This is a genomic window from Maribellus sediminis (genome assembly GCF_011799805.1).
Classification (GTDB): Bacteria; Bacteroidota; Bacteroidia; order Bacteroidales; family Prolixibacteraceae; genus Draconibacterium; species Draconibacterium sediminis_A.
In genome coordinates, this window is record NZ_WXUB01000005.1 from 275912 (window position 1) to 300769 (window position 24858).

Annotated in this window: 25 protein-coding genes; 7 read left to right on the forward strand and 18 right to left on the reverse strand. The window is 42.2% G+C overall.

The window, feature by feature from the left end; all coding sequences use genetic code 11:
* Window positions 1–3: 3 nt before the first annotated feature.
* A complete protein-coding gene (locus HFD85_RS18700) occupies window positions 4–1650 on the reverse strand; it encodes an alkaline phosphatase family protein (RefSeq protein ID WP_167613330.1) in 1647 nt (548 codons plus the stop codon).
* 215 nt (window positions 1651–1865) lie between these two features.
* Here HFD85_RS18700 and HFD85_RS18705 point away from each other — a divergent pair, with 215 nt between their 5' ends.
* The 4 genes from HFD85_RS18705 (at window position 1866) to HFD85_RS18720 (ending at window position 6802) form a co-directional block, all read left to right on the forward strand.
* A complete protein-coding gene (locus HFD85_RS18705) occupies window positions 1866–2810 on the forward strand; it encodes a hypothetical protein (protein ID WP_167613332.1) in 945 nt (314 codons plus the stop codon).
* 92 nt (window positions 2811–2902) lie between these two features.
* On the forward strand, window positions 2903–3406 hold the full coding sequence (locus HFD85_RS18710) for an RNA polymerase sigma factor (RefSeq protein ID WP_240925078.1): 504 nt from the start codon (window positions 2903–2905) through the stop codon (window positions 3404–3406).
* Window positions 3399–4262: a FecR family protein gene (locus HFD85_RS18715; RefSeq protein WP_167613334.1), complete on the forward strand. Its 864-nt coding sequence runs from the start codon at window positions 3399–3401 to the stop codon at window positions 4260–4262. Before HFD85_RS18710 ends, HFD85_RS18715 begins: the two co-directional genes overlap by 8 nt.
* The gene (locus tag HFD85_RS18720) at window positions 4262–6802 is read left to right on the forward strand and encodes a TonB-dependent receptor (protein WP_167613336.1); all 2541 of its coding nucleotides are present in this window, start codon (window positions 4262–4264) and stop codon (window positions 6800–6802) included. The genes HFD85_RS18715 and HFD85_RS18720 overlap by 1 nt, the downstream gene beginning before the upstream one ends.
* A gap of 8 nt (window positions 6803–6810) precedes the next feature.
* On the opposite strand, the gene HFD85_RS18725 is transcribed toward HFD85_RS18720, so the two are convergent.
* On the reverse strand, window positions 6811–8169 hold the full coding sequence (locus tag HFD85_RS18725; RefSeq protein WP_167613338.1) for a B12-binding domain-containing radical SAM protein: 1359 nt from the start codon (window positions 8167–8169) through the stop codon (window positions 6811–6813).
* A gap of 207 nt (window positions 8170–8376) precedes the next feature.
* Between HFD85_RS18725 and HFD85_RS18730 the strand changes: the two genes are divergently transcribed.
* A complete protein-coding gene (locus HFD85_RS18730) occupies window positions 8377–8928 on the forward strand; it encodes a DUF1697 domain-containing protein (protein ID WP_167613340.1) in 552 nt (183 codons plus the stop codon).
* A gap of 54 nt (window positions 8929–8982) precedes the next feature.
* Here HFD85_RS18730 and HFD85_RS18735 read toward each other — a convergent pair whose 3' ends face one another.
* From HFD85_RS18735 to HFD85_RS18780, 10 genes are all read right to left on the reverse strand, one after another.
* Entirely contained in the window at window positions 8983–10101 is a 1119-nt protein-coding gene (locus HFD85_RS18735; protein ID WP_167613342.1) for an ABC transporter permease, read from the reverse strand.
* A 64-nt stretch (window positions 10102–10165) separates the two neighbouring features.
* Complete coding sequence (locus tag HFD85_RS18740; protein ID WP_167613344.1) at window positions 10166–10516, reverse strand: four helix bundle protein; 351 nt, start codon at window positions 10514–10516, stop codon at window positions 10166–10168.
* A 73-nt stretch (window positions 10517–10589) separates the two neighbouring features.
* Entirely contained in the window at window positions 10590–11696 is a 1107-nt protein-coding gene (locus HFD85_RS18745; protein ID WP_167613346.1) for an ABC transporter permease, read from the reverse strand.
* Window positions 11697–11769: 73 nt separating this feature from the next.
* Window positions 11770–12489 (reverse strand): ABC transporter ATP-binding protein, encoded by a 720-nt coding sequence (locus tag HFD85_RS18750; RefSeq protein ID WP_167613348.1) that lies wholly within the window; start codon window positions 12487–12489, stop codon window positions 11770–11772.
* 30 nt (window positions 12490–12519) lie between these two features.
* The gene (locus tag HFD85_RS18755) at window positions 12520–12897 is read right to left on the reverse strand and encodes a four helix bundle protein (protein WP_167613350.1); all 378 of its coding nucleotides are present in this window, start codon (window positions 12895–12897) and stop codon (window positions 12520–12522) included.
* A 63-nt stretch (window positions 12898–12960) separates the two neighbouring features.
* Window positions 12961–13869, reverse strand: a complete 909-nt coding sequence (locus tag HFD85_RS18760) for an ABC transporter ATP-binding protein (protein ID WP_206082021.1) — start codon at window positions 13867–13869, stop codon at window positions 12961–12963.
* 30 nt (window positions 13870–13899) lie between these two features.
* Window positions 13900–14277, reverse strand: coding sequence for a four helix bundle protein (locus HFD85_RS18765; RefSeq protein ID WP_167613352.1), 378 nt, complete (start codon window positions 14275–14277; stop codon window positions 13900–13902).
* 97 nt (window positions 14278–14374) lie between these two features.
* Window positions 14375–15256 carry an HlyD family secretion protein gene (locus HFD85_RS18770; RefSeq protein ID WP_167613354.1) on the reverse strand — a complete coding sequence of 294 codons (882 nt, stop codon included), beginning with the start codon at window positions 15254–15256 and terminating at the stop codon, window positions 14375–14377.
* A 27-nt stretch (window positions 15257–15283) separates the two neighbouring features.
* Window positions 15284–16573, reverse strand: a complete 1290-nt coding sequence (locus HFD85_RS18775) for a TolC family protein (RefSeq protein WP_167613356.1) — start codon at window positions 16571–16573, stop codon at window positions 15284–15286.
* Window positions 16570–17181: a TetR/AcrR family transcriptional regulator gene (locus HFD85_RS18780; RefSeq protein WP_167613358.1), complete on the reverse strand. Its 612-nt coding sequence runs from the start codon at window positions 17179–17181 to the stop codon at window positions 16570–16572. Before HFD85_RS18780 ends, HFD85_RS18775 begins: the two co-directional genes overlap by 4 nt.
* Before the next feature lie 163 nt (window positions 17182–17344).
* Here HFD85_RS18780 and HFD85_RS18785 point away from each other — a divergent pair, with 163 nt between their 5' ends.
* Window positions 17345–18154: a 3-keto-disaccharide hydrolase gene (locus HFD85_RS18785; RefSeq protein ID WP_167613360.1), complete on the forward strand. Its 810-nt coding sequence runs from the start codon at window positions 17345–17347 to the stop codon at window positions 18152–18154.
* A gap of 31 nt (window positions 18155–18185) precedes the next feature.
* Here the strand turns inward: HFD85_RS18785 and HFD85_RS18790 are convergent, their stop codons facing one another.
* Window positions 18186–19109 carry a DMT family transporter gene (locus HFD85_RS18790; RefSeq protein ID WP_167613362.1) on the reverse strand — a complete coding sequence of 308 codons (924 nt, stop codon included), beginning with the start codon at window positions 19107–19109 and terminating at the stop codon, window positions 18186–18188.
* A gap of 185 nt (window positions 19110–19294) precedes the next feature.
* Between HFD85_RS18790 and HFD85_RS18795 the strand changes: the two genes are divergently transcribed.
* Entirely contained in the window at window positions 19295–19759 is a 465-nt protein-coding gene (locus HFD85_RS18795) for a MaoC family dehydratase (RefSeq protein ID WP_167613364.1), read from the forward strand.
* Window positions 19760–19939: 180 nt separating this feature from the next.
* On the opposite strand, the gene HFD85_RS18800 is transcribed toward HFD85_RS18795, so the two are convergent.
* The 5 genes from HFD85_RS18800 to HFD85_RS18820 form a co-directional block, all read right to left on the reverse strand.
* On the reverse strand, window positions 19940–20422 hold the full coding sequence (locus HFD85_RS18800) for a low molecular weight protein-tyrosine-phosphatase (RefSeq protein WP_167613366.1): 483 nt from the start codon (window positions 20420–20422) through the stop codon (window positions 19940–19942).
* Window positions 20423–20600: 178 nt separating this feature from the next.
* Complete coding sequence (locus HFD85_RS18805; protein ID WP_167613368.1) at window positions 20601–21350, reverse strand: shikimate dehydrogenase family protein; 750 nt, start codon at window positions 21348–21350, stop codon at window positions 20601–20603.
* Window positions 21351–21386: 36 nt separating this feature from the next.
* Window positions 21387–22322, reverse strand: a complete 936-nt coding sequence (locus tag HFD85_RS18810; protein ID WP_167613370.1) for a polyprenyl-phosphate transporter — start codon at window positions 22320–22322, stop codon at window positions 21387–21389.
* Between the two features lie 75 nt (window positions 22323–22397).
* Entirely contained in the window at window positions 22398–23297 is a 900-nt protein-coding gene (locus tag HFD85_RS18815) for a DMT family transporter (protein ID WP_167613372.1), read from the reverse strand.
* 101 nt (window positions 23298–23398) lie between these two features.
* Entirely contained in the window at window positions 23399–24814 is a 1416-nt protein-coding gene (locus HFD85_RS18820; protein WP_167613374.1) for a tetratricopeptide repeat protein, read from the reverse strand.
* Between the last annotated feature and the right edge of the window lie 44 nt (window positions 24815–24858).

The window sequence follows — 24858 nt, forward strand, 5'->3', positions numbered from 1 at the left end:
TGCTTATTCTTCTACATTCAATAATTCTTTTATTATTTGCCCCTGACATTTATCCGGAGCCTGGATATTTAATAATTCAGATAGTGTAGGAACCAAATCAACTGCGTGGTATTTTTCCTTAATTACCTGGGGTCGGATATTTGCTCCGTAAAACACCAGCGGAATGTGCGACTGATCGGAGTAATTCACTTTCTTAAATTTATAGGAAGGTTGCCAGCCTTCTTTCAGGAGGTACAGAAAATCGCCTGAGCGATTTTTGTAATACGATGTGTAAAGTGGTTCGAGCAAGCCGTTGGCCGAGCTTCCCTGTTCGAGTTGCTGCGAGGGCATAGCCAGTTGCACACCTTCAAACTGATTGATAAAATTTGATGCTGCATTTCGAATCTCGTTCAAATCAAGACCTTTCTGTTTGATGAGGTCGTGGTCGAGATAAACCTGCAGGTCGGTGTAATGTTCTATCCAGTTTGCATCGCCATAGGTGTTGTTCAGAAACAGAGTCAATAGTGCGATGGCCCTTTCCACGTTGAAATTATCCACCGGCATGTGGAACTCGTTTTTAAGGTACTCAACCGGGTAGGCTGCTGAAGTATTGGCCGTAAGAAAAAACAAAACATTATCTTTCCCATAGCGTTCCTCAACACCGCTTATGAATTCAGCCAGGTACTGATCGAGATACAGGTACGAATCCATCATTTCGAGCGATGCCGGCCCGAACGAGCCATTTTCGTAGTCCATTGATGAAAATACCACGCTAACAAAATCGGTTACATCATCCTGACCGATGTTTTCATTGTCCATCAGTTGCAAGGCAAAATCTTTGATCATCAGATTAGCGGAAGGCGTAGTTTTGAAAGGCTTAAAATTTTCGGTGCGTTTCAGGTATTTGCTGATGGTGTGCGGATAAGTATTGAATTCGCCAAAATAACCGCTTTCCAGTAGGTAGTCGTCACGAAGCGCTTCGGTGTATTCCACTTCCGGCAGCAAGGTTACCCAGTTGCGGTAGCTGTAACGAGCCGCATAATTTTCGCTGTTAAACAAACGAACCCAGTCGGGGAACGTACTGACGTAAAACGAACTCGAGATCATTCTTCCCGACACAACATCGAACCAATAAGCACCGTCGGCAGCATGTCCGGCCGAGAAAATGGCCGATTCGCGGTTGATGGCGGCACTAAATATTTTCGATTTTCCCTGCGTGAGGATTTTCAGGTTATTGGTAATGGTATTCGACAACAGTTGAACCGGTGAAGCATTTCCTTCTTCGGTGTCGGCACCAACCGTGATGTAATAATCGTCTTCAGTACATTCCACTTCTTTCTTTTTAAGCCGGTCGTACCAGGTATTGTTAACTATGCCGTGAATCGAGGGATGTACACCCGTAAATAATGTTGCGGTCCCGCTGGCATAATTTTGCGAATGAAGTGTAAGTTTCACATTGGTACAAACGGCACCTTGCGAATACAGTTTTTTAAAACCACCATCCTGGAACTTATTCCAAAAACGTTGCACGTAGTCGGGACGCATATTTTCAACTACTATACCCACAACTACTTTGGGTTTTGTTTCACCGTTACCTCCCTGCTGAGCCTTCACCATTTGCGTTGAAAACGTAAACGCCAAAATAAAAATTCCAAAAAAAATTGCCTTCATAAAAACTATACGATTAAGCCGCTAAAAATACGAAATGAAACGGTGTCAGCAAAAATTGTGCTGAATACTGCAAATAAATTAATTTTTATAAGGAGTTGTTAGTCAGATTCTTTTGAAGAAATGTGTTTGCACTGATCAAAAAAAGATGTTTTTGGGGTAGGGTGTAGTTCGTTTGGTGCGGAGTACAGGTAAATCGATTAAAACAAAAAAATGTCATGAAAGGAATTATTGGAATTTTAGCTTTGATTTTAACGCTTGGATTGTTTTCGTGTAATAACACCTCAGATGATGTGTTGACTACGAATGATAAAGTGAGTGAAAAATCGGCACAGGTTACGTTAAACGAGGTAAAAATGGAAGCTGCGGCAACAGAGTCGGAATACGAAGTTGAATTCTATGCCAATATGGAAGGACTGTTGTGGCGCTGGTGGAAAATAGGAAAACACTTTCAGTGGTCGCAAAACCTGCGTTACCGCATGAATCACTGTCCCGATGTTCGCCTGCAAGGGGGTGATGAAGACGGATATCCAAAGGTAATAACACTGGATTACGGCGATAGTACAGTTCTGCATAACGGTACGGTTTTAAGCGGTGTTATTGAAATTACGATTACTGCACCACGCAGCAGCCAGGATTTTGAGCGCACGGTAGTTTACAGCGAATTTGGTGTCGATTCAATGACCATCGACGGCTACGCGACTATCATCGTTGATAAGGTAGATAGCATGTATCGTCAATACACTTTGGATCTGACTTTTACCCTGGCTGACGGAACAGTGATCAACCGAACTTCGGAAAGGGTGTGGCAATGGCTCGAAGGCATGGAAACCATGTTCGATCAAAGCGACGATGTGTTTGTAATCAACGAACTTTCGCAAGCTGTGATGACTGTTGACGGAACAACCGACACCTACAAAAAGGAAACCACAGTTCCGTTGAAACGACTGGGAGATTGCAAGTACATTGTTGAAGGAGTAGTGCAGATAACTTTGAATGGAGTTGTAATCAGCGAAATCAATTATGGCGACGGAACCTGTGATGAGCTTGCTGTAATGACCGATGCTGAAGGAGTAGAAACAGAAATCGATCTGTCGGCACGGAAATTTAAGGGCAAAGTGGAGCAAAACCAAAATTCAGGAAAAAATCAATCTGGCAAGTAGGGATAATAAAAGAGAAAGTGCCCGGAGTATCAATCCTGCGGGTGCTTCTCTTTTCGAAAAAACTGGATTATCTTTGTTTGATAATTAAATGATTGACCCGGATTTTGACCCAGCAGGAATTTAAAGAGCTATTCGATGCAAATTTTGCGCAAGTGCGAAATTATTTGTTGTTCCGTTCAGGAAATACTGAGCTGGCAACCGATTTGGCACAGGAAACATTTCTGAAAATCTGGGAAAAGCAGGCCGACATTAACATTCCGCAAGTAAAAGGCCTGTTGTACAAAATTGCCAACGACCTTTTTATTTCAAACTACCGCAAAGAACAACGTTCATTCAACTTTTTTAATTCGTATCAGGTAAACGGCAAAACATTGTCGCCCGAAGAGGAACTGATGTTCGAACAGTTGAAACAGAAATACAGTAAAGTTCTTGAAGCAATGCCCGAAAAACAACGGACCGTTTTTCTAATGAGCCGCGTGGATAACCTGAAATACAACGAAATTGCCGAAATAAGCGGAATAAGCGTTAAGGCAGTTGAAAAAAGGATGAATAAAGCATTGGAATTTCTAAAGTTGAACTTAAAAGTTAATGAGTGAAAAAAATATACATAACAAGCATTTAAACGATCCGGAAAAATTCCTTTTTGGAAAGGGACAAATCAGCTGGAAAAAATCGCAGGACGAGGTTTGGAACGAACTCAGCCTAAAAATGAACCGGCAACCAAAAACCGAAGTGATTTCACTGCGGGCACGCATCCTGCAATGGAGTGCTGCTGCTGTACTTATTTTACTGGTAGGGTTGCTTGGAGTTGTTTCATCTTACCATAAAACGGTTGAAACTATGCCCGGAGAACACAGAATGGTTCAACTGAGAGATGGTTCTACTGTGGAACTCAATGCAGCATCGAAACTGAGTTACTACCCCCTGAAATGGAAACTGGAACGAAAAGTAAAGCTTGAAGGTGAAGCTTATTTCAATGTTTCAAAAGGAAAGAAATTTTATGTGGTTTCAAAAGAGGGAACCACACTTGTACTGGGGACTTCGTTTAATGTATACGCCCGCGACGAGCAGTACCGGGTTACCTGCCTAACCGGAAAAGTGAAAGTTAGCACGGGTAGTGACGAAAATGTAATTTTGCTTCCAAACAACCATGCCGAACTCGAGAAGGGAAAACTGGTGGTTAAAAAAATGTTTGAGGTGGAAAAAGCCATTGGTTGGAAAAACAGCCAGTTCTTTTTTGCCGGGCAACCTCTGAAAGAAGTGATTGATGAGATTGAACGTCAGTATGCCGTTACCATTCAGTTGGATCCGAAACTGAATAATCGCAACTTTGGAAGCAATTTTTCGAAGAAACACAGCGTTGAAGAGGTGCTGGATTATGTTTGCAAACCGATGAACCTGAAGTTTGTAAAACAATCGGAAAATGTATATTTAGTTGTCGAAAAAAGTTAATGTTGAGGTATTTAGTACCGGTGCTTCTTTTGTTACTTGCTTTTCAGGTAGCAGCGCAAACACCGGAGAAAATAACAGTAAGTGTACGAAAAACAGCCTTAAATCAGGTACTGCTTGATTTAAAGGAAAACTATGGCTTTCAGTTTGCTTACGACAGCGATTTACTTTCGAAATATACGGTTACCGTTAACCGCACATTTTCGACGAAAGAAGAAACGCTGAAATACCTGGTTAAAAACCTTCCCCTTGACGTAGAACGGTCGAACGATGTATTCCTGATTATTCCGCAACAGAAAGAGGAACCTGGAAATTATGTAACAACTATTTCGGGGCAGGTGCTCGAAGCTTTTACTGAAGAGCCACTGCCATATTCTTACATTCTGATCAACCGAAAATCGGTTCAGGCTGATCAGCAGGGACATTTCAATTTTATAGCATCGGCTGATACATCGTTTAATCTTCAGATCTCGCACCTTGGTTTTTTTATATACGACACCTTGCTTACACGGAGCATCAATCGAAAATTTTACCTCACGCCGCAACTTGAACGAATCGATGAAGTTGAAGTGATCAGCAACCCGATCGAAAAATCAACGCTGATTGGCGACCGTGCCGGCCGCATGAAAATAAACCACCAGATTGCTCCAATTTTACCGGGACATGGCGATAATTCGGTATTCACTTTGTTGCGTTTAATGCCCGGAATACTGGCTGCAGGCGAACAATCGAACGACCTGATGATCTGGGGTGCCTACGAAAGTCACAGCAAAATTCAGTTTGATGGTTTTATCTTATTCGGCTTGAAAAATTTTAACGATAATATTTCTGTAGTCAATCCACAAATGGTAAAAAATATTGAAGTGATGAAGGGTGGCTACGATGCGAGGTATGGTGGCCGTGTTGGTGGTATTGTTGATATTGCCGGAAAGGACGGCACTATGTTGAAGCCTACCTTATCAGTTACTTTGAATTCCACTACGGTGAATTCTATGCTTCAACTGCCGCTTTCAAAAAAATCGTCATTGATGGCGGCCTACCGTCAAACGTATTACCAACTTTATGATCCTACAGAACTTTCGCTTTTCAGAAAAAGAGACAATGGAAATCCCGGAGCCGGCAACGGAAACACTGGTTCAGGAGTACAAACATTTAACTACGCAGTAAAACCCGATTATTTTTTTCGTGATGCGAATCTGAAATATACGTTTCGGGGAGATGATGGCAGTCGATTTGCCGTGAGTTTGTATGGCGGAGGTGATGAATTTAAGTACAACGCCGAGCGGGAGGTTTCGAAATTTTTGATTATCCGAACAGAAAAAGAAGAGAACCGGCAGTACGGCGGATCAATACAGCTAAGCCAGCCCTGGGACAACGGCGATGTTACCAATTTTATGGTGGCTTATTCTGCTTTCGAACAAATATCGTTTGAGCTGGATTCTGCAGGGCGTTCCCAAGGTGGAATTGGCGGAACATCGCGCCGGATAAATTCAGATAACAGTGTTAATGAAATACGTTTAAAGGCAGAACACTCGCTCAATTTCGAAAAGGGCCATAAACTATTGCTTGCTGCTGGTGTTACCGATAACCGGGTGCAATTATCTCGGGAAATTCAGGATGAAAATAGTTTGAATCTTGATAATAAAATGCCACGGTTATTTGCTTATGTGCAGGATGAAATTCCGCTTTTTGATTTGCTGGAGCTAAAAACCGGCATCAGGGCCACATATGCAAGTAAGCTCGATAAGATATATTTTGAGCCCCGGGTTTCGGCTTCTGTTGATATTGCGGAAGGTGTAAAATTTAATGCTGCATGGGGACTCTACAACCAGTTTACTTCAAAAACAACTTTATTGGACAGCTCCGGTAATTTTGCAACATTTTGGATGAATGCCGACGGCGAACAAATTGAAGTATTGAATTCGGAACATATTGTGGCAGGAGTTTCATACAACAAAGATGGTTTTACTGCAAGTGCGGAATCCTTCTATAAAACCACCGACGGATTAAATCGATACTTTAGCAGTAACCGAAAATTCGATGAAGGATTTTACCAGGGGAATGCAAAAAGTTACGGCATCGATATCTTTGTGAAAAAGGAATACAAAAGGCACATGGCCTGGATCTCGTACACGTTGAGCGAAACAAAGGAACATTTTCCATTTTACGTAAACGAATACTATCAACCGGCTCCGCAGCAACAGAAGCACGAATTAAAAGTTGCCGGGATAGTAAATTACAAGCGTTTTTATTTTTCGGCAAACTATGTGTATGGGTCTGGATTCGAACGGTTTGATATTGAAACACAAGAGGGGGTAAAACTAAATCAGCCATACAATAGGGCAGATGCTTCGTTGGTATACAAATTCAAGCCGGGAAAGGTGAGGGCCGAAGCAGGCATCTCGGTTCTGAATGTTTTTAACACCGATAACATCAAGTATTCAAATCTGCGCATTTCAACAATCGATGAAATCAGCCTCGTTGGAATTTATGCCGACGCAGTTCCGTTTACTCCGGCATTGTTTGTAAAAATTGAACTTTAAGCTGCAACTCAGGCCAGCTGTTCTTTTTCGAGGTAATTACCCATTTTAAAAGCCCCGTAACTGGTAAGTTTAAAGCGCCATCCCAAATTCAGCGGTATCACAGCTTTTAATAGGGTTTCAGGCGATAAATAGCTGAATGCTTTCGACATCCTTCTTGAAATACTAGGATAGCTGTAAAACTCGCGTTGCAACCAGGCAGTTCCTTCATGTAAGGTGGCTGCACTCAGTTGTTTGGGTTGGTGAACAACATGAAAAAAGTCGTAGTGGCTCCAGTCTTTATCCAGAATACGGCCTTCTTCATCCATGCGGTTAAAAAGCGGAGTTCCCGGGAAGGGAGTCAGACGCGTGGATTGCAAAGCATCCATGTTCGATTTTTGCAGAAATTCCAGCGTATTTTCAAAAACATCGGGCCCGTCTTCATCGCTTCCAAATACAAAACCGGCGCAAATTCCAATTCCTGCAGCATGAATCCGTTTTACAATATCCAGGTAATCTTTCTGGCGGTTACAATGTTTTTGATAGGCGCTAAGCGTTTGTTCCGACAACGATTCAAATCCGATAAAGAGTCCACGGCAACCGCTTTGAAAAGCGAGGCGCAGCAGTTCTTCATCTTCTGCAATACCAATCCCGCACTGGCTGAACCACCGTTTATTCAGTGGGATCATCGCTTTAAACAATTCTTTTGCGTAGGCTTTGTTCAGAATAATATTATCGTCCATAAAAAGTACATAGCGCCCAAGTGTGCCGAGTTCTTTGACTACGTCACCAATGGGACGAGTTCTTATTTTGTAGCGGTTAAACGAGGCCACCGAACAGAATTCGCAATGATGCACACAACCTCGGGTGGCCTGCATGGCGTTTGGAGTAACATAGGCATTTCTTTTTATCAGATTTCGGTTGAGGTGAGGTAGGTCGGCCAGATCAACCAACTCGCTTTTATAAAATTGTTGCAGTCCGCCATTCTGGAAATCAGCGATCATGTTTGGGATGTTGTATTCTGCCTCGCCAATGCAAACCGCATCGGAATGTTGAATAGCTTCTTCAGGCATAAAAGATGGGTGATAACCGCCAAAGATCACCGCTTTTCCTTTCGCTCTGAAACGATCTCCAATTTCGTAGGCGCGCGGTGCGTTGTAAGTCATAAATGAGACTCCGATGATGTCAGCGTCTGTATCAAAATCAATGGGCTCCACATCTTCGTCAATAATCTGAGTTTGAACATGGCGTGGCAAAGACGCAGCGACGTACAAACTGGGAAGCATTGAAAAACGAAAGACACTGTGATTTACGGGTTTTTGGTTGGAATTAACACGCCAGAGTGGGGAGGTCGGATTGATCAGAACAAACTTCAGTGGCCGCTTTTCCATGATCAAAGATTTTTGGTTTTTAGTCCGATGGAAGTATCAATCCGGTACTTTTACCGAAAGTATGCAGAGCCTATACTTAAAGTTACGGCAAAACATTTGGAAATGCTAAGCTAACACCGGCAGATTCTGTTCAACAATATGGTCGGGAGTGTGTTATGAAAATGCGATAATTGAGTGGATTTAACTTGAACACCAAACGAAATATCAATGAATACCTACATCTGTATTCTGCGCGGAATTAATGTTAGTGGTCAGAAGATCATAAAAATGGAAGCTTTAAGAAACAGTTTGTCGCAACTGAGTTTTAGGAGAGTTCTTACATATATACAAAGCGGGAACATTGTATTTCAATATAAAACGGAAGAAACAAAAGTGTTGGAAGAGCTGATTCATGAAAAGATCAAAGCCGATTTTGGTTTCGATGTTCCGGTTCTGGTTATCACCGGTGAAAAACTCAGGAACATTATTTCAGCGAATACATTTACCAGCGAACCAGAAAAAGACACGAGCTTTCTCCACGTTACTTTTCTGGCTCAAAAACCGGTTTCATTTGATGAAGCAGCAATTCGGGCAAAGAAAACGGAGCAGGAAGAAATTGTATTTTCCGATGAGGCGGTTTATTTGTATTGTCTAAAAGGTTATGGTAAAACCAAGCTCAACAATAATTTTATTGAAAGCCAGCTAAAAGTTACGGCCACTACCCGAAACTGGAAAACCACCCTGAAACTAATGGAGCTGGCGTCAGTCAACGAACCTTGAAAATAGAGCTTCGAGCGAAGTATGCATAGTTGCTACTGCGATTGAAAACAGCAATTAGCTTGTTTTCCTGTACCTCCAGATAGCCAGACTTAAGAATGTCAGCCCCAGAATCAGTAATGAAATAAATTCTTCAATCAGGTCGAAAAAGCCGGAGCCTTTTAATACGACATGCCGCATGATCTTCATGAAATAGTACATCGGATTGGCCCGGTCGAGAACTTGTGCCCAATGAGGCATACTTTCAACCGGCGTAAAAATACCCCCCATCATGATAAACACCATCATAAAAAAGAAACTGATCAGCATTACCTGTTGCTGCGTATCGCTAACGGTTGAAATAAACAGGCCCAACCCCAGTGCACCAAGCAGAAAAACGCTGGCAAAAGCAAACAAAACAAGCAAGTTCCCTACAATTTCCAAATCGAACACCATCCAGGCGATAAACAATCCGAACGAAAGGTCGAACAAGGCAATGACCCAGAAGGGAACCAGTTTGCCAATTATAAACTGGTATTTTTTTATCGGCGTAACATTCAGTTGTTCGATGGTGCCAATTTCCTTTTCGCGCACCAGGTTCATTCCCGACAGGAACATTCCGATTACCGTGACCAGAACCGCCAGAATGCCCGGTGCCATAAACCAGTGGTAATCGAGTTCGGGATTGTACCAGTAGCTTTCGCTGATTTGTACTTCGGTAGGTGGAGTAAATTCTGGTAATCCCTTCCATTCGGCAATCAGGTGTTGGTTGAAATTACCAATTATTCGCGAGGAGTAGGAATAGATCAGTTGCGCGGAGTTACCGTCAATGGCATCAATCAGGAGTTGAAGTTGAGCTTCATCGTCGCGAACAAGATTTCGTTCCATGTTGGGCGGAATTACCAGAATAACATCGGCATCGCCGCTAAGCAGCATGTCTTCCCCTATCGTTTCATCCGGGACGGCAAGTTCGAGATTGTAAAAAGGGATGGCATCAAACTTAGCCACCAGTTCGCGCGAAGTTTCCGAAAGGTCCTTGTCTACCACTACCATATCGATTGATTTCATCTCGAATGTAGCAGCAAAAACCAGTATCAGCAATTGCAGCAGTGGCATACCGAAGATCATCGGCAGCATGGTTTTGTTCCGGAATATCTGCCGGAATTCTTTTTGAAGTATGTAGAGTATTGTTCGCATAAATTAGCTTCAAGTTTTAGTCACGAGTCACGAGCCACGAGCCGCGAGCCGCGTGTTAAGATTTCTACTTCAGACTTTTTTGTAATCCAATGATCATTTTTTGCTCCGAATCTATCTGGTCATTTAGCAGTCTGAAATTTTCATCATTCAAGAATTTCAATCTGTTTGCAATTATTAATTGAGTTTCGAGTTCAAAAGATGAACCAAGAGCAACATCGAGAAACCGATTAAAATCTTTATTACTACCTCGTCCTGAACCTTCAGCGATGTTGGAGGGTATTGAAACTGCCGAACGTTTGATTTGGCTCGTAATACCGTAAATTTCTTCATTTGGAAAGGATTCCGTTTTCTTATATACATCAACTACCAACTCAATTCCATTCTGCCAAATTTCGAGATTTTTGAAATTTTTCATGATTCTATTTTTATTGAGTAATAAATTTCATCCCTTAACTAATAGCTCGTAACTCGTGACTCGCGGCTTATGTCTATTCCAATCTTATTTTAAATTTCTTCACACTCAGGGCAATAAAAAACAGGGTCATTCCTATTAGAGTCAATGTTTCTTTCCATACAAATAAAATACCTACACCTTTTAACATGATGGCCCGGATAATGGTAACAAAGTACCTGGCTGGCATAACATGACTAAGAATCTGCAAGGCAGTCGGCATATTTTCGATGGGGTAGATAAATCCGGACAGGATAATGGTTGGAAGCATTAATCCGATCATTGAGATAAACATGGCCACCATCTGGTTTTTGGCAACGGTTGAGATGAGGATACCCAGGCAAAGCGCCATCAAAATAAAAAGTATGGTTTCGAACATCAGCAAAATAAAGCTTCCCATAATGGGTACTTTAAAAATGAAGTGCCCGATGAGTACAATAACAAACGCATTGGCAATGGACAGCAAAAGGTAGGGAATTACTTTGCCTACGATGATCTGTGCAGGTCGCAGTGGTGAAACCAGGAGAATTTCCATGGTCCCCATTTCTTTCTCGCGGGTGATTGAAATAGAGGTCATCATGGCCGATATCAACATCAGGATCAATGCCATAACGCCCGGTACAAACAGGTAGGCACTTTGCATTTCTTCGTTAAAAAACATACGTATCTCAGGTTCTATCTGCATGGGCAACTTCAAGTTCGGGTACATTTTTTTAATGTAGTCGTTTATAATTCCAGTAGTATAGGAATTTACCAGGCGCGCCACGTTAGGATCCGACGCATCGGCGATCAGTTGTACTCCGGCTTTGCCTTCCTTAATGAGTTTTTCTCCGAATTTACTCTCGAAAACAATTACCTGTCTTACTTTCCCTTTTTTGAAAATCGTTTCAATATCCTTGGTGTTTTCAAGGTTTTCGTCGAGTAGAAAGTAGCCCGATGACAAAATTTTATTAGTGATCTCAAGGGTGGTTTCATCTTTCGACTGGTCGAAAATGGCAATGTGCACATCCTTGATTTCGTTCTTGATCACGGTCCCGAATATCAGTAACTGAGCGATCGGAATTCCAAACAAAATGATCATCGTCCGCGGGTCGCGGAAAATGTGAAAGAATTCCTTTTTTATAAATGATCTGAGTTGTTTCATTTTTAATGTTTTTAGCTTCGAGCTACGAGTGGCGAGCTTTTTAGGCTCGTAGCTCGTGGCTCAATGCTCGCAGCTAGCGAGCTATTTTCAAAAACACTTCATCCATATTTTTGGCATTGTACCTTTTCTTAAGTTCTTCCGGCGTATCCAGCGCCTCAATTTTCCCGGCGTTCATAATCGATACGCGGTCGCAGTATTCGGCTTCATCCATGTAGTGAGTGGTAACAAAAACCGTAATTCCGTTATTCGCGGCTTCGTAAATCAGGTCCCAGAATTTGCGACGCGTCACCGGATCGACACCGCCGGTTGGTTCATCAAGAAAAACAATTTTAGGCTCATGAAAAATGGCCACGGAAAAAGCCAGTTTCTGCTTCCAACCTAATGGCAATCCGGCAATCAACTTATTCTTTGCACTTTCCATTTCCAGCTTCTGCAGCAGTTCTGCCATTTTTTCCTTTCGCTTTTTTGGCGAAATCCCGTAAATGCCGGCATACAACCTGATGTTCTCGGCAACGGTCAGGTCTTCGTACAGCGAAAATTTCTGACTCATATAACCAATGTTTTTTTTGATCTTTTCGGTTTCACGATAAATATCGAATCCTGCCACCTTTACTTCACCGGAAGTGGGGGAGGACAAACCACATAAAATCCTGATCGCCGTAGTTTTACCGGCTCCGTTGGCACCCAGAAATCCAAAGATCTCACCCTTGTACACATCGAAAGTAAGGTTGTCGTTGGCGGTAAAAGAGCCAAACTTTTTTACCAGGTTGTTTACGGTTATAATTTTCTCCATCTAAATAGTTTTCAGTCTCAGTCTCAGTTTTCAGTCCAGCACTTTGCTACTTCCGAATTTCTCCGGGTGGTTCATCATATAGTTTAAAAGTTTCCCGATTTCCACACATTCATTATAGAATTTCTGGTGAGTATCATTGTCAATATATTTACACGCATATGCAAAATCGAGCCATGAAGCTGTTTCGCTATTTTCACCATCAGAGTCGGTAAGCTTGCTAAGAAAGTGTTTCGGATATCGTCTTTTTCTGTATGCTTCAGCAGTGTTGGTACATGTTGATCTTGAAGATCTACGAATCTGATCTGTGAGTGAATATCGCTCTTCTTTCGGGAAAGTTTTCGATATCTCAAAAATATCCATGGCGAGTTTAAACGCTTTTTGATAGACTATCAATTCTTTAAAATCCATAATGATTATTTTATTTTACTATTCATGTTTTATGAAGTAGAATCCACTGCTCACTGAGACTGCTCACTGAGACTGTTCCTGCATGCTCATAAATACATCTTCAATATCCGGTTCTACTTCTTCAGCAAGAATGCTTTTGTGGTTTAGCTTTTCAAGGTATTCTTTCAGTTCAGCGCTTTCAACCGCATTGTTTTTCCCGGTGAAATGCACAAACTGTCCAAATGCAAATGCAGATTCAGTTTTTTCAAAAGCACGCAGATCGTTAATCAAACGAAACATTTCCTGTGAGCGAACCCGAATAATTTTTTTTGGGAATTTCGAAGTGATATTCTGCGGACTATCTACATCGAGGATTTGTCCGTTTTGTATCAATGCCACCCGGTCGCAGAGGTTGGCTTCGTCCATGTAGGGCGTTGAAACCATTATCGTAATGTCCTGCTTCTGGAGCTTTTTCAGCATTTCCCAGAATTCCTTTCGCGAAACTGCATCGACACCGGTGGTTGGTTCGTCGAGAACAAGAATCTTTGGCTTATGAATAAGTGCGCAGGATAAAGCCAGTTTTTGTTTCATTCCACCTGAAAGTTTCCCGGCACGACGGGTCTTAAAAGGTTCTATCTGGTAATAAATATCGCGGATGAGTTCGTAATTTTCTTCAACGGTGGTGCCAAAAACAGTAGCAAAAAAGTTGAGGTTCTCCTCTACACTCAAATCCTGGTACAACGAAAAACGCCCGGGCATGTAACCCACAATGTTTCGTATCTTTTTGAAATTCTTTACCACATCCAGCCCGTCCATTTTGGCTTCGCCGGAGTCTGCCAGTAATAAGGTCATCAGGATGCGCATCAGTGTGGTTTTTCCTGCCCCGTCCGGGCCAATCAGTCCGAAGAGCTCACCTCTCTCCACGTGTAGCGAAACATTTTTTAATGCTTCCGTTTCGTCGTAATGTTTTGATATATTTTTGACTTGTATCATGCCTATAGTTTACAGTCTCAGTCTCAGTTTTCAGTCAAGTACTTTGCTGCTTCCAAATTTTTCTGGATTGTTCATCATGTAGTTTAAAAGTTTCCCTATTTCTACACATTCATTGTAAAATTTTTGGTGAGTGTCATCAGTAATATAATTACATGCGTGCGCGAAATCCAGCCACGATGCGGTTTCGCTATTTTCACCATCGGAGTCAGAAAGCTTGCTAATAAAGTGTTTCGGATATCGTCTTTTTCTGTACGCTTCAGCAGTGTTGGTACATGTTGAACGTGAAGATCTTCGAATTTGATCAGTCAAGGAATATTTTTCTTCTTTTGGAAATGATTTTGAAACCTCGAAAATATCCATGGCCAATTTAAAAGCCTTTTGATATACTATTAATTCTTTAAAATCCATTTCGAAATTTTTATTTTGGTTCTTACTACTGAAACTTGTCAACTGCGACTGTGACTGTTCACTGTGACTGTTCACTGTGACTGTCAACTGCGACTGTTCACTGCCAACTAATTTCTCCCGGCATTCCGATTTTTAAGGTGCCGTCGTTTTTAACAAGCACTTTAACCGCATACACCAGTTTTACACGTTCTTCCTTGGTTTGAATAATTTTGGGCGTGAATTCAGCTTCTGAAGAAATCCAGTCGACTTTCCCGGAGAGTGTCTGATTTTCAGTAGCCGATTTATCGATCAGAACAATAACTTCCTGACCAATTTTTACCTTGGGAAGTTGCGCTCCGCTCACATAAACTTTCAGGGTCAGATGTTCCAAATCTGCAATTTTGAACAACGGTTTTCCGGGACTTGCCATTTCGCCCTGTTCAATATAGGTTTCCAGAATTGTACCATTAACCGGAGCTACAATCGTACAACGGTTAAGCAGATCTTTTGTGGCATCCTGTTGTGCATCAAGTACCTCCAATTCTTTATTGACCGAAATATATTGCGTGCGTGTATTTTCGATCTGGCGTTCCAGCACGCTTATTTGTCCGGTTATATCGTCGAGTTGCTTTTGCGTGGCGGCACCATCTTTAAGCATTCGCCGGATGCGATCTTCGTTGGTCCGCAGGTTTTTAATCTGTTCTTCAAAAACGCTCACCTGCGATTGTATCGATTGTCGCTTCGCAACAACAGCAGCTTTTTGAGCATCAATCTGCTTCAGTTTTAAACTCATCTGAACGGTATCGATCAGAGCAGCCTTAGTCCCTTTTTCGATGGTTTGTCCTTTATCGATGTTTAGTTCAAGCACTCTTCCGGCTGATTCGGATGAGATGATCACAGGATCAGCTTCGAAATTTCCGAAGGCATCTGATTTTTCTTCGGTGTTGCTGCAACTGAACAGCAGCAACGACAGTATTACCATAATTAAATTTTGTTTCATCGTATCGTGTTTTATCAATTTTTCGTGTTATTCATTTGGAAGTAGTTCAGCCACGCCGTCGATTATTTTTCCCTGGATGAGCTGGTATTTTTCACGTGCTTCATTCAATTGAATCCGGTGGATCTCCCGGTTCAATTTCGCAATGGTTTCTGCCTGAACATCACGGATGTAATCGGCCGTGGTGATCATGTCGTTTTCCAGCTTTGAGGACGAACTGCTGACGATGTCGCTTCTGAGTGCCAGCATTTTATTATCGGTTTCCACCAGTTTTTCCAGTTTGCTGATTTGTTCGCTTTGCTGAGCCAGCAGAAGTTCGATGTTCTGGTTAAATGTTTCTTCCTGTCGGTCGACCATTTCCGATTGCAATTGCAGCATTTGTTTTTCGCGGCTGGTTTTTTTCCAGTCGAATGCATTCCACGACACGCCAACTCCAACCAGGTAGTAGGTATCGAAATTGTCATTCAGCATGTTCAACCCGGGACGTCCGTAACCTGCCTGGCCAAATCCAAAGAGCTTTGGATTACGACTTTTTCCAAGCACATCAGCCTGTTTTTCAAGCTGCGTGCGTTGTGTGGAAAACAATGCCATCTCAGGCCGGTGAAGAATGGACGGTTCGCTGGCCTTTTTTTCAGAAAAAGTAAGTTCCGAGGTATTCGAGATAGGTCTTCCGGTGAGGATCGATAGTACGTTTAAGGCTGTCGATTCGCTGGCCTGTAACTGCACCTCGCTCTGTTCGAGTTGAAGTATTTCTGCTTCCATTTCCCAGGCGGCCGATTTTTCTGTAACCTGGTTCTCGATTCCGGAATTTACCGACTTCAATTTTTCGCGAAGTACTTCTATTTGGGCTGCTATTACCAGCTGCTGTTGGCGGATGGCAAGAGCAGTGAAAAAGGCTTGAGAAACTTGCTCGTTCAGTTTGTAAACTTCAACTTCAAGCTGCGAAAGGTTGTTTTGTAAAATAACTTCTTCCAGTTCGGAACTGGCTTTCGAAATGCCGCCATCCCAAATACTTTGCTGCAATTCGGCATAGGCTTTATACTGGTCCTTCGAAATGGGAGGAATGCCAATCGGAAGGTTTTGTGCTTCCACTTTGGTAACATCCGATTGATAGGTTGCTTGCCCTTTCAATGTTATTTGCGGATAGTAAGCTGTTTTCAGGTTGTCCTTTTTCAGGCTTGAAATCTGTTCCCAAATGCCCGATTTTTTTAGGTTGGGATAATTGTTTCGGGTCCAGACGTAGCAGGAGTCGAGTGAAACCTGCTGTGCTGTCACCGCTCCTGAAAGGAACAATCCGCATAGTATAAGTAATCTTCTCATGGCTTAATTGAATTAAGAATGAACTCTTTAACTGTTTTTTTTCGGTTCGAAATAAAGGTGCTGTATTCAGCTGAATTGCTGTCGAAGAACATGATGGAAAGCAGTGGTTTGGCCGCGATAGGGAAAATGCTCATCGACAGGATATTTACCAGCAGATCGCGCGGATCCATTTTGCGGATATTTCCGGCCTCCATTTCGCGTTTGAACATGGCAATAATTTCATCGGGCCTGATCCCGCTGCCTTGAATTGTGGTGGCCAAAAACTGCGGATCGCGATTCATTTCTTTGAGTATGAAAGTCGGAACGAAAGGATTCTTCCAAAGCATGTCGATGTAACCTTCGATAAAACGTTCCAGTTTAGTTTCGATGGGTAAATCCGAGTACACCATTTCCATCAGGTTGGGCAGAATATTGCGAAAAACCATTTTAAAAATCGCTTCGAACAACTTTTGTTTGGTTCTGAAATAGTAGTGCAACAGTGCCTTATTTATACCAGCTTCATTCGCAATCTCCTGCATGCGTGCTCCGTCCATGCCTTTTTCGATGAACACCTTCTGAGCGGCAACCAGGATTTTTTCTTCTGTATTGTCTTTTTTTATATCGTTCATTTTTTGTGAAATTAACTTATTGGTTTAACCAGATGGTCAAAATTATGACAATAGAAATTAACATGCAAGGAAATTGACTAAAAAGTTTAACCAAATGGTTAAATTAAATTTTGATGAAAAATATTTTACCTTTACCGGAGTACAACTAAATCGAATAAACATTATGAAATTTCTAAGAAACAACATTTTAATTCTGGTAATGGCTATTAGCCTGCTTGGCTGTCAGGTAAAAGTAAAGCAAAAGCAAACCGAAGAAAAATCTTTCGAAGCCTGGATTCAGCTTTTTAATGGTAAGGACCTAAACAATTGGGATATCAAATTTAAAGGAGAAGAATTGGGCGTGAATTATAACAACACTTTTCGGGTTGAAGATGGCTTGCTGCGTGTTTCGTACGATAACTGGGAAGAATGGAACGGAAAATTCGGCCACATGTTTTATGATCGAATGTTTTCGCATTACAAGTTGCGTGTAGAGTACCGTTTTGTAGGTGAGCAGGTAGCCAATGGCCCGGGTTGGGCATACCGGAATAACGGACTTATGTTGCACGGGCAAAGTGCCCAATCGATGGAACTCAATCAGGATTTTCCAACTTCAATTGAAGTGCAACTGCTTGGAGGAAATGGAACTGATGACCGACCAACGATGAATGTGTGCACACCGGGAACTAACATTGTTATGGATGGCGTTTTGACCGAACAACATTGTATGAGCTCGGATTCTAAGACTTTTCATGGAGATCAGTGGGTGACAGTTGAAGTGGAGGTACATGGAGGAGAGGTAGTTCGTCATTTTGTGAATGGTGAAGAAGTATTATCATATACTGAACCACAGTATGATCCTCGCGATGAATATGCAAAGAAACTGATTCCGGAAGACGGGAATCTGATTATTTCGAAAGGAACTATTTCTATTCAGGCGGAAAGCTCACCAACCGATTTCAGAAAAATTGAATTGCTGGTGCTGGAAGAATAAATACTAAAAAGAGATAAAATAGTTGAACCGGTTACTTTGTAGCCGGTTTTTCTTTTAGTGCCTTTCGGTTGGCATAGTTCAGGCTCAACAACGAAAGCGCAATTATACCCATTCCGATTAATGAGGGCACATCCGGTTTTTCGTCGGCAATTAATAACCAGCTTAAGGCTGCACCCGAAACAGGGATCAGAAATTTCCACACATTCAGCAATGAAACTTTAACGCCCGGGCGTTTTAAAATGGTGTTCCATATTGTAAAAGCCGCAGCCGATAAGAAACTTAGCCAAGCCAGCGCATACCAGTATTTTGGCGGGAAGGGGCCAAGGTGAACTCCTTCAATCGGTACAGAAATTATGGACAATACAAAACCTCCGATCATCAGTGAGGTGGAGCTAAGAACAGCGGGCGAAATTCCTTTTGAGTATTTAGCTACCATAACGTTGGTGGTTCCGGCAACCAGGTTATTAACCAGCAGCAAGCCAATCCCGATCCACTCGAGGGCACCTTTCATTTCCACTTGCGAACGCCCGATTGTGATCACTGCAATGCCGGCTACACCGATGAGGATGCTTCCGGTTTTCATTAGTGTCATTTTATCGTTGCTGAAAGTATAGTGCGCTACCAGTGCAATGAAAAGTGGTTGGGAACCAATGATCATAGCTGCCAGCGAACCGGGTACCAGGTTCAGCCCCGAATAAAAAAGCGAATATTGAATGACTGTCTGAACCAGCGAAAGGAGCAAAATAAACCTGATGTTCGCTTTTAACTGGGCAAAGTAGCGGGCCGGTTTCCCGAAATAGAGGAAAATAAGAATTCCCGAAATAAAGAATCGAATACCTGCAAACTGGAGTGGTGTGTGATAGGTTAATCCGATTTTTACCCCAACAAAGGCGGTTGACCACAACCAGCAAGCGAGTATCGCCAGAAAAGTGGTGCTTTTCAGAAAATTTCTCATAATCGTTTATCTGGCGCAAAGGTTAAAAATATATTCGACTATTTTTTATCCTTCTAAATTTAGAACACAACGGCTTAAAATTCTATTAATAACGAGGAAGGCTTTTTAAAAACTTGCAATCTTTAAAAGAAATGCAGCTCATTACCTTCAAAAAGGCTTAACTTGGCGCATCAATTTTCAATTTTATGTCAAAGCGAATTATTAACAGTTACGAAGAGTTTGAAGCCCTCAAAGGAGAAATTATTGGCGTGTCTGATTATGTTCAGATCACACAGGAGCAAATCAACAAGTTTGCTGAAGCCACTATGGACCACCAGTGGATACACACTGATCCGGAGCGTGCAGCCAAAGAATCGCCATTCGGTACAACCATTGCACATGGTTACCTTTCGTTGTCGATGCTGACTTATTTGTGGTACAACGTAGTTGAGGTGAACAATGTGAAAATGATTGTGAATTACGGGATCGAAAACCTGCGTTTCCAGGCACCGGTGAAGGTGAACGACCGGATTCGTGCGACTGTTTCGCTAAACGATATCAAAAACCTCAGGGGAATTGCACGTGTTCAGGTTAAAATTGTTGTGGATATTGAAGGCGAAAAGAAACCGGCTTACGACGCACTGGTGAATTTCCTGTATCATTTCGAGTAAAACAATAAAGAACTTGATATCAACTATTTATTGTGCCGTACTTTAGTGCGGCGTTGATGAACAAGTTATATTTCGTTTGATTTTTCGGAAATTGTGTAAACTGCAAACTACAAAATTTCCGAAAAATCATTGAAAGGTTATAATTCTACCACCGCACTAAAGTACGGTGTAATATGCTATTCAAATTTCCTTACTCTCAATCTTTTCCAACAGCCCCTCGCAGGCATCTTCCAGCAGGTCGAGCACCAGTTCGAAACCTTCAGACCCGCCATAATAAGGATCGGGAACTTCATCGTAATTAAACTCACGGCTAAAATCCGTCATTTTGCAGATCTTGTCGAGATCGGCTGCTGAACGTGCCATTTGTTTCAGGTTTTGCACATTGGAATCGTCCATCCCGATAATCATGTCGAAGTGATCAAAGTCGGAATGCGGATTGAATTTACGGCTGATACTGGTCAGGTTGTAGCCTCGTTTAACCGCGTGCGTTTGCATGCGCCGGTCGGCTGGTTCGCCGGCATGCCAGCCGGATGTTCCGGCCGAATCGATCTCAAATCCATTCGATTTACCGTGCTTTTTTACAACACCGGTAAAAACTGCTTCGGCACTGGGCGAGCGACAAATGTTACCCAAACAAACGAAAAGTATCTTTTTTTTCTCCATAGATATTAGCTGCAAACTGCAAGTCTCAAGCTACAAATGAAACACTAAATACTGCGACTTTTAACTTTAATATGTAAAGTTTAATGTATTTTTCATCCCCGCTCCTTCGTCGCTTCCCCCTTCGAAGGGGGATTTAGGGGGATGAAATTTCACTGAAATTTGAACGAACATTACACTACTATTCTTCGCTATTCCAGATTTCGTAAGCTTTTAAAGCCTGGTTCAGCAACATTTCGTAACCGTTTTTCACGGTTGCTCCATGGGCTTTTCCTTTGGCCATAAACTGTGTCTCTTCCGGATTGTAAACAAGGTCGAACAGCAAATGTTTTTTTGTGATGTATTCGTAAGGTATGTTCGGGAATGTATCCACTTTGGGATAAGTTCCCAGCGGTGTGGCGTTGATAATCAGCAAACGCTCTTTCATCATTTGTTTGTCGATGTCCTCGTAACGTATCTCATTTTCATGCAATTCTTCTATTGAAGCTGAAATATATTCGATACCAAGATTATTCAGTACAAACTTCAGAGCCTTTGACGCACCACCTGTTCCAAGTATCAAGGCCTTGGTGTGGTATTCTTTTAACAAGGGACGTAATGAAGTTTCAAAACCGTGTGTGTCGGTATTGAATCCTTTCAGGTAAATATTTTCGCCCGAGCGATTCACACGAATGGTGTTCACGGCACCAATCTCGCGTGCTGAATCGTTTAGCTCGTTGAGAAACCTTATTACCTGCTCTTTATACGGAATGGTCACATTAAAGCCAACTACCTCCGGATTGTTTTTTACTACATCGGGAAATTTATCGATGCTGTCGATCTCAAAGTTCTCGTAGGTTGAATCGATCTTCTCCGTTTCAAATTTTTCAGTAAAAAACCGTTTCGAAAACGAGTGGGTCAGTGGATAGCCCAGTAATCCGTATTTTTTCATCTTTTTAGTATTGAGTCGTGAGTTTCAAGTATTCGTTTACTTCGACAGTTTCTTTCCGATTCCTTCAACTACAAATATAAGCACAAAACCAACAACAGCCAGTGCAATGGCACCAAGCAGCCAGGCTTCGTGTCCGGTGATTTGTTCGTAAGGTCCGGGCATAATATTGCGTTCGGCAATCGGTTTTAATTCACCATGACGATCGATAATTGTTTCGGTAACTTCTTTCCAGGGCCAAACTTTGTTAAGCGAGCCCACCATAAAACCTGCCAGCATGGCAATTGTAAGGTTGTGGTATTTTTTTAGCAACCACGACAGTACATTTGAAAAAGCGATGATTCCGATGGCAGCTCCAACCATGAAAGTCAGAATAACAGCGATGTTCAGATCGCCAACGGCTCCAAGTATGAATTTGTACATGCCTAACAAAACCAGGATGAAACTTCCCGAAATGCCCGGCAATATCATGGCGCAAATAGCAATCATTCCTGAAACAAACACAAACCAGTAAGCGGTGTTGGCTTCGGCCGGACTCAGAACTGTAATGGCATAAGCGATGGCAATTCCGGCAATTCCTGAAATAATGGTACCAACGTTCCAGTTCTTAATCGAGCGTGCTACGTAAATAGCAGATGCGACGATCAAACCAAAAAAGAACGACCACACCAAAATAGGGTAGTGGTGGAGCAGGTATTCCAATCCTTTGGCCAGCGAAAATACGCTGATGCCAATGCCGATAAACACACTCAGCAGAAAGGTTCCGTTTATGGCTTTCCAGAATTCGGCCAGTTTAAAACTGAGTAAAAGTTTTATCGCAGCGAGGTTGATCGATTTTATGGAGTTGATCAATTCTTCGTAAATACCGGTGATAAAAGCGATAGTCCCGCCCGAAACGCCCGGCACAACATCGGCTGCACCCATTCCCATTCCTTTCAGAGTAAGTAGTGCGTAATCTTTAAATGTTCTGTTCATATTCTAATTTTGGAAGGTCGAAAATAACAAATAATGTTTGATTTTGTGGTCTTGACAGTCTGGTCTTCTTAAAACTTACCGACTACCAAGGGTGATCAGTAAGATTCCTGCTAAAATTCCCACCAGGTAAATACCTTTCTTTTTCAGGTTTTGTTCTTTAAACAGGATGGCGCCAAGTCCAAATGCAATCAACACACTGCTTCTGCGTAAAGCTGAAAGCATGGAGATCATCGATCCTTCGATGCTGAGTGCATAAAAGTAGAGGAAGTCGGCTATAATCAGGCTGATCCCTATAGTAGCAATTGTCAAGCGCCATTGAAAGGACGTCGTGTTTTTGCGGTTTGGATACCAAAAAACGGCCAGAACCGGAAGCAAAATTACCACCTGGTAAAACGAAAACCAGGCCTGAACAGCAATCCGGTCGATACGTGAAATAATGAACTTATCGTATAGTCCGCTGATCGACCCGATGATGGTTGCCCCGATAATCAGAAAAATCCATTTGTTGCGACGGAATTCAATGCCTTCGAGCTTTCCTGCAGTTGAAAACAGGTAGAAAAAAATGAGGGTGAGTGAAACGCCTATCCACTGCAAGCTGTTCAGCCGTTCGTGAAAAATAATGATGGCGCCAATCAAAGTCCACAGTGGGCCGGTGGCACGGATAGGTGCGAAAATGGTAACGGGCAAATGTTTCAGCGCAAAAAAGGCAAGTATCCAACTCGAAACAACAATAAACGATTTTAGCAAGACCTGCAAATGTTCTGCAACTGTTAGTTGTGGTGAATACAAACCAATTTGGTTAAAAATATCAGGGAAATACCTGGAGCCAATCACCACCGGCAAAAACACAAGTGAACTGGTTACGGTGGAAAAAAACAACACCGGCATAACGGCATTTTCGTTCAACGATGTTTTCTTAAAAATGTCGTAAATGCCCAGAAAGAATGCAGAAAGTAGTCCGGCAATTGCCCACATATTCTTTTTTTAGCAAAAGTAGAGCTTGCAATGAAGCGCGAAGAATTTTTACTCTCTCGAGAGAATTTGGAGATGATTATTTAAACTAGACTATAAGCTTATTAAATATTGTGATCTCTTCTAAAATCGTCGACAACCTTTTTCAGGCGTTTGCTTTTTAGCGATTTTGGGTAAATATCAAACAGGTAGTTGATGTTTTCAAAATCCTGTTTCATCGCCGACCGCAGCCATTCGAAAGCCACTTTTTGCTTTTTGTCTTCGAGCAGGAACGACACCAGGCGGTATTTTAACATCGAATCATCGTTCTTATCGATGGCCTTTTCCAGCAGTTTCACCGCTTTATCGTTCTGATCCATTGATCGCAGCGTTTCGGCCCAGGTTAGCCACAGTTCGGTATTTTCGGAATCCACTTTGGCGCCTTGTTTAAAAGCTTTTATTGCTTCTTCCATACGGCCGGCATCTTTGTAAACCTTGCCCATGGTGAGCCAGTATTCCGAATTTTCTTTGTCGAGTTTCGCGGCCTTTTTAATAAATACAAGGCTTTCGTCGAATTTACGCTCAATCCACATTAGCAAGCCCAGTCCAAACCAGGCTGTGTCGTTATCCGAATTTATCTGGATGGCTTTCTGATAACTGGCTTCCGCTTTAAAGCTTTCTTCCAGGTTCAGGTAACACTCGCCGATGTAACAATATGCATCGTCGTTATCGGGATCCAATTCCAGGTATTCGTTGTATTTCTCAATCGCCTTTTCAAATTTGCCCGAGTTGGCCAGAGCATTTCCAATATTGAAAAGTGCCATGTGGAAGTTCTCGTTAATAGCCAGCGCATATTCGTAGGCTTCAATGGCTTTTTTATGCTTTTCTGCCTTGTTGTACACAATTCCCAGGTTGAACCAGGCTGTGTAATTATATACATCGTTATCGATAAAGCGATTGTAATAGGCGATACTTTTTTTGTAATCGCCCATCTGATCGGAGAAAAACGCCAAATCGTACAACACCAGATCATTTTCGGGATTGATCTCGTGGGCCTGACGCAGGTACGAAAATGCTTTTTTTATCTCTCCTATCTGAATATGCGCTGAAGCAATGTGATACAGAATTTCATCGGCATCACCATCGGCATATTTAACGGCTTTACCAAACGCAAAGCGCGCTTCGGTTTCCTGACCCATGATCAGGTAGGCCGATCCTTTCAGCAAATAAACATCCGGATTGCGTTCTTCCACCCGTTCGGCAAAATCGAGGTACTTCTGTGCCTGATTGTATTTGCCCTGGCTAATAAGAATCTGTGCATATTTCAACTGAAGCGCTACCGCGTTGGGGTGTATCTGGATGCCTTGTTTGGCCGCAATTTCAGAAGCGTTTAAATCGCCTTCTTCCATTAGCTGGTCAACAATACCTTCAAATTCAGAAACATCAAAGTACCTTTTTCTACCAGATATCAGCGAGCTTTTAAATTGCTTTAATGCCTCACTCCAATCCTCTTCACTAAAATTATCTCTTTCCTCGTTCATTGGCAAAAATGAGTTCGCGAAATTAATAATTAAACGGCAAAGAA

Excerpts from the sequence above, each read along its gene's own strand:
- HFD85_RS18700 (WP_167613330.1), bottom strand. The coding sequence starts at position 1,650 with ATGAAGGCAATTTTTTTTGGAATTTTTATTTTGGCGTTTACGTTTTCA.
- HFD85_RS18705 (WP_167613332.1), top strand. The coding sequence starts at position 1,866 with ATGAAAGGAATTATTGGAATTTTAGCTTTGATTTTAACGCTTGGATTG.
- HFD85_RS18715 (WP_167613334.1), top strand. The coding sequence starts at position 3,399 with ATGAGTGAAAAAAATATACATAACAAGCATTTAAACGATCCGGAAAAA.
- HFD85_RS18720 (WP_167613336.1), top strand. The coding sequence starts at position 4,262 with ATGTTGAGGTATTTAGTACCGGTGCTTCTTTTGTTACTTGCTTTTCAG.
- HFD85_RS18725 (WP_167613338.1), bottom strand. The coding sequence starts at position 8,169 with ATGGAAAAGCGGCCACTGAAGTTTGTTCTGATCAATCCGACCTCCCCA.
- HFD85_RS18730 (WP_167613340.1), top strand. The coding sequence starts at position 8,377 with ATGAATACCTACATCTGTATTCTGCGCGGAATTAATGTTAGTGGTCAG.
- HFD85_RS18735 (WP_167613342.1), bottom strand. The coding sequence starts at position 10,101 with ATGCGAACAATACTCTACATACTTCAAAAAGAATTCCGGCAGATATTC.
- HFD85_RS18740 (WP_167613344.1), bottom strand. The coding sequence starts at position 10,516 with ATGAAAAATTTCAAAAATCTCGAAATTTGGCAGAATGGAATTGAGTTG.
- HFD85_RS18745 (WP_167613346.1), bottom strand. The coding sequence starts at position 11,696 with ATGAAACAACTCAGATCATTTATAAAAAAGGAATTCTTTCACATTTTC.
- HFD85_RS18750 (WP_167613348.1), bottom strand. The coding sequence starts at position 12,489 with ATGGAGAAAATTATAACCGTAAACAACCTGGTAAAAAAGTTTGGCTCT.
- HFD85_RS18755 (WP_167613350.1), bottom strand. The coding sequence starts at position 12,897 with ATGGATTTTAAAGAATTGATAGTCTATCAAAAAGCGTTTAAACTCGCC.
- HFD85_RS18760 (WP_206082021.1), bottom strand. The coding sequence starts at position 13,869 with ATGATACAAGTCAAAAATATATCAAAACATTACGACGAAACGGAAGCA.
- HFD85_RS18765 (WP_167613352.1), bottom strand. The coding sequence starts at position 14,277 with ATGGATTTTAAAGAATTAATAGTATATCAAAAGGCTTTTAAATTGGCC.
- HFD85_RS18770 (WP_167613354.1), bottom strand. The coding sequence starts at position 15,256 with ATGAAACAAAATTTAATTATGGTAATACTGTCGTTGCTGCTGTTCAGT.
- HFD85_RS18775 (WP_167613356.1), bottom strand. The coding sequence starts at position 16,573 with ATGAGAAGATTACTTATACTATGCGGATTGTTCCTTTCAGGAGCGGTG.
- HFD85_RS18780 (WP_167613358.1), bottom strand. The coding sequence starts at position 17,181 with ATGAACGATATAAAAAAAGACAATACAGAAGAAAAAATCCTGGTTGCC.
- HFD85_RS18785 (WP_167613360.1), top strand. The coding sequence starts at position 17,345 with ATGAAATTTCTAAGAAACAACATTTTAATTCTGGTAATGGCTATTAGC.
- HFD85_RS18790 (WP_167613362.1), bottom strand. The coding sequence starts at position 19,109 with ATGAGAAATTTTCTGAAAAGCACCACTTTTCTGGCGATACTCGCTTGC.
- HFD85_RS18795 (WP_167613364.1), top strand. The coding sequence starts at position 19,295 with ATGTCAAAGCGAATTATTAACAGTTACGAAGAGTTTGAAGCCCTCAAA.
- HFD85_RS18800 (WP_167613366.1), bottom strand. The coding sequence starts at position 20,422 with ATGGAGAAAAAAAAGATACTTTTCGTTTGTTTGGGTAACATTTGTCGC.
- HFD85_RS18805 (WP_167613368.1), bottom strand. The coding sequence starts at position 21,350 with ATGAAAAAATACGGATTACTGGGCTATCCACTGACCCACTCGTTTTCG.
- HFD85_RS18810 (WP_167613370.1), bottom strand. The coding sequence starts at position 22,322 with ATGAACAGAACATTTAAAGATTACGCACTACTTACTCTGAAAGGAATG.
- HFD85_RS18815 (WP_167613372.1), bottom strand. The coding sequence starts at position 23,297 with ATGTGGGCAATTGCCGGACTACTTTCTGCATTCTTTCTGGGCATTTAC.
- HFD85_RS18820 (WP_167613374.1), bottom strand. The coding sequence starts at position 24,814 with ATGAACGAGGAAAGAGATAATTTTAGTGAAGAGGATTGGAGTGAGGCA.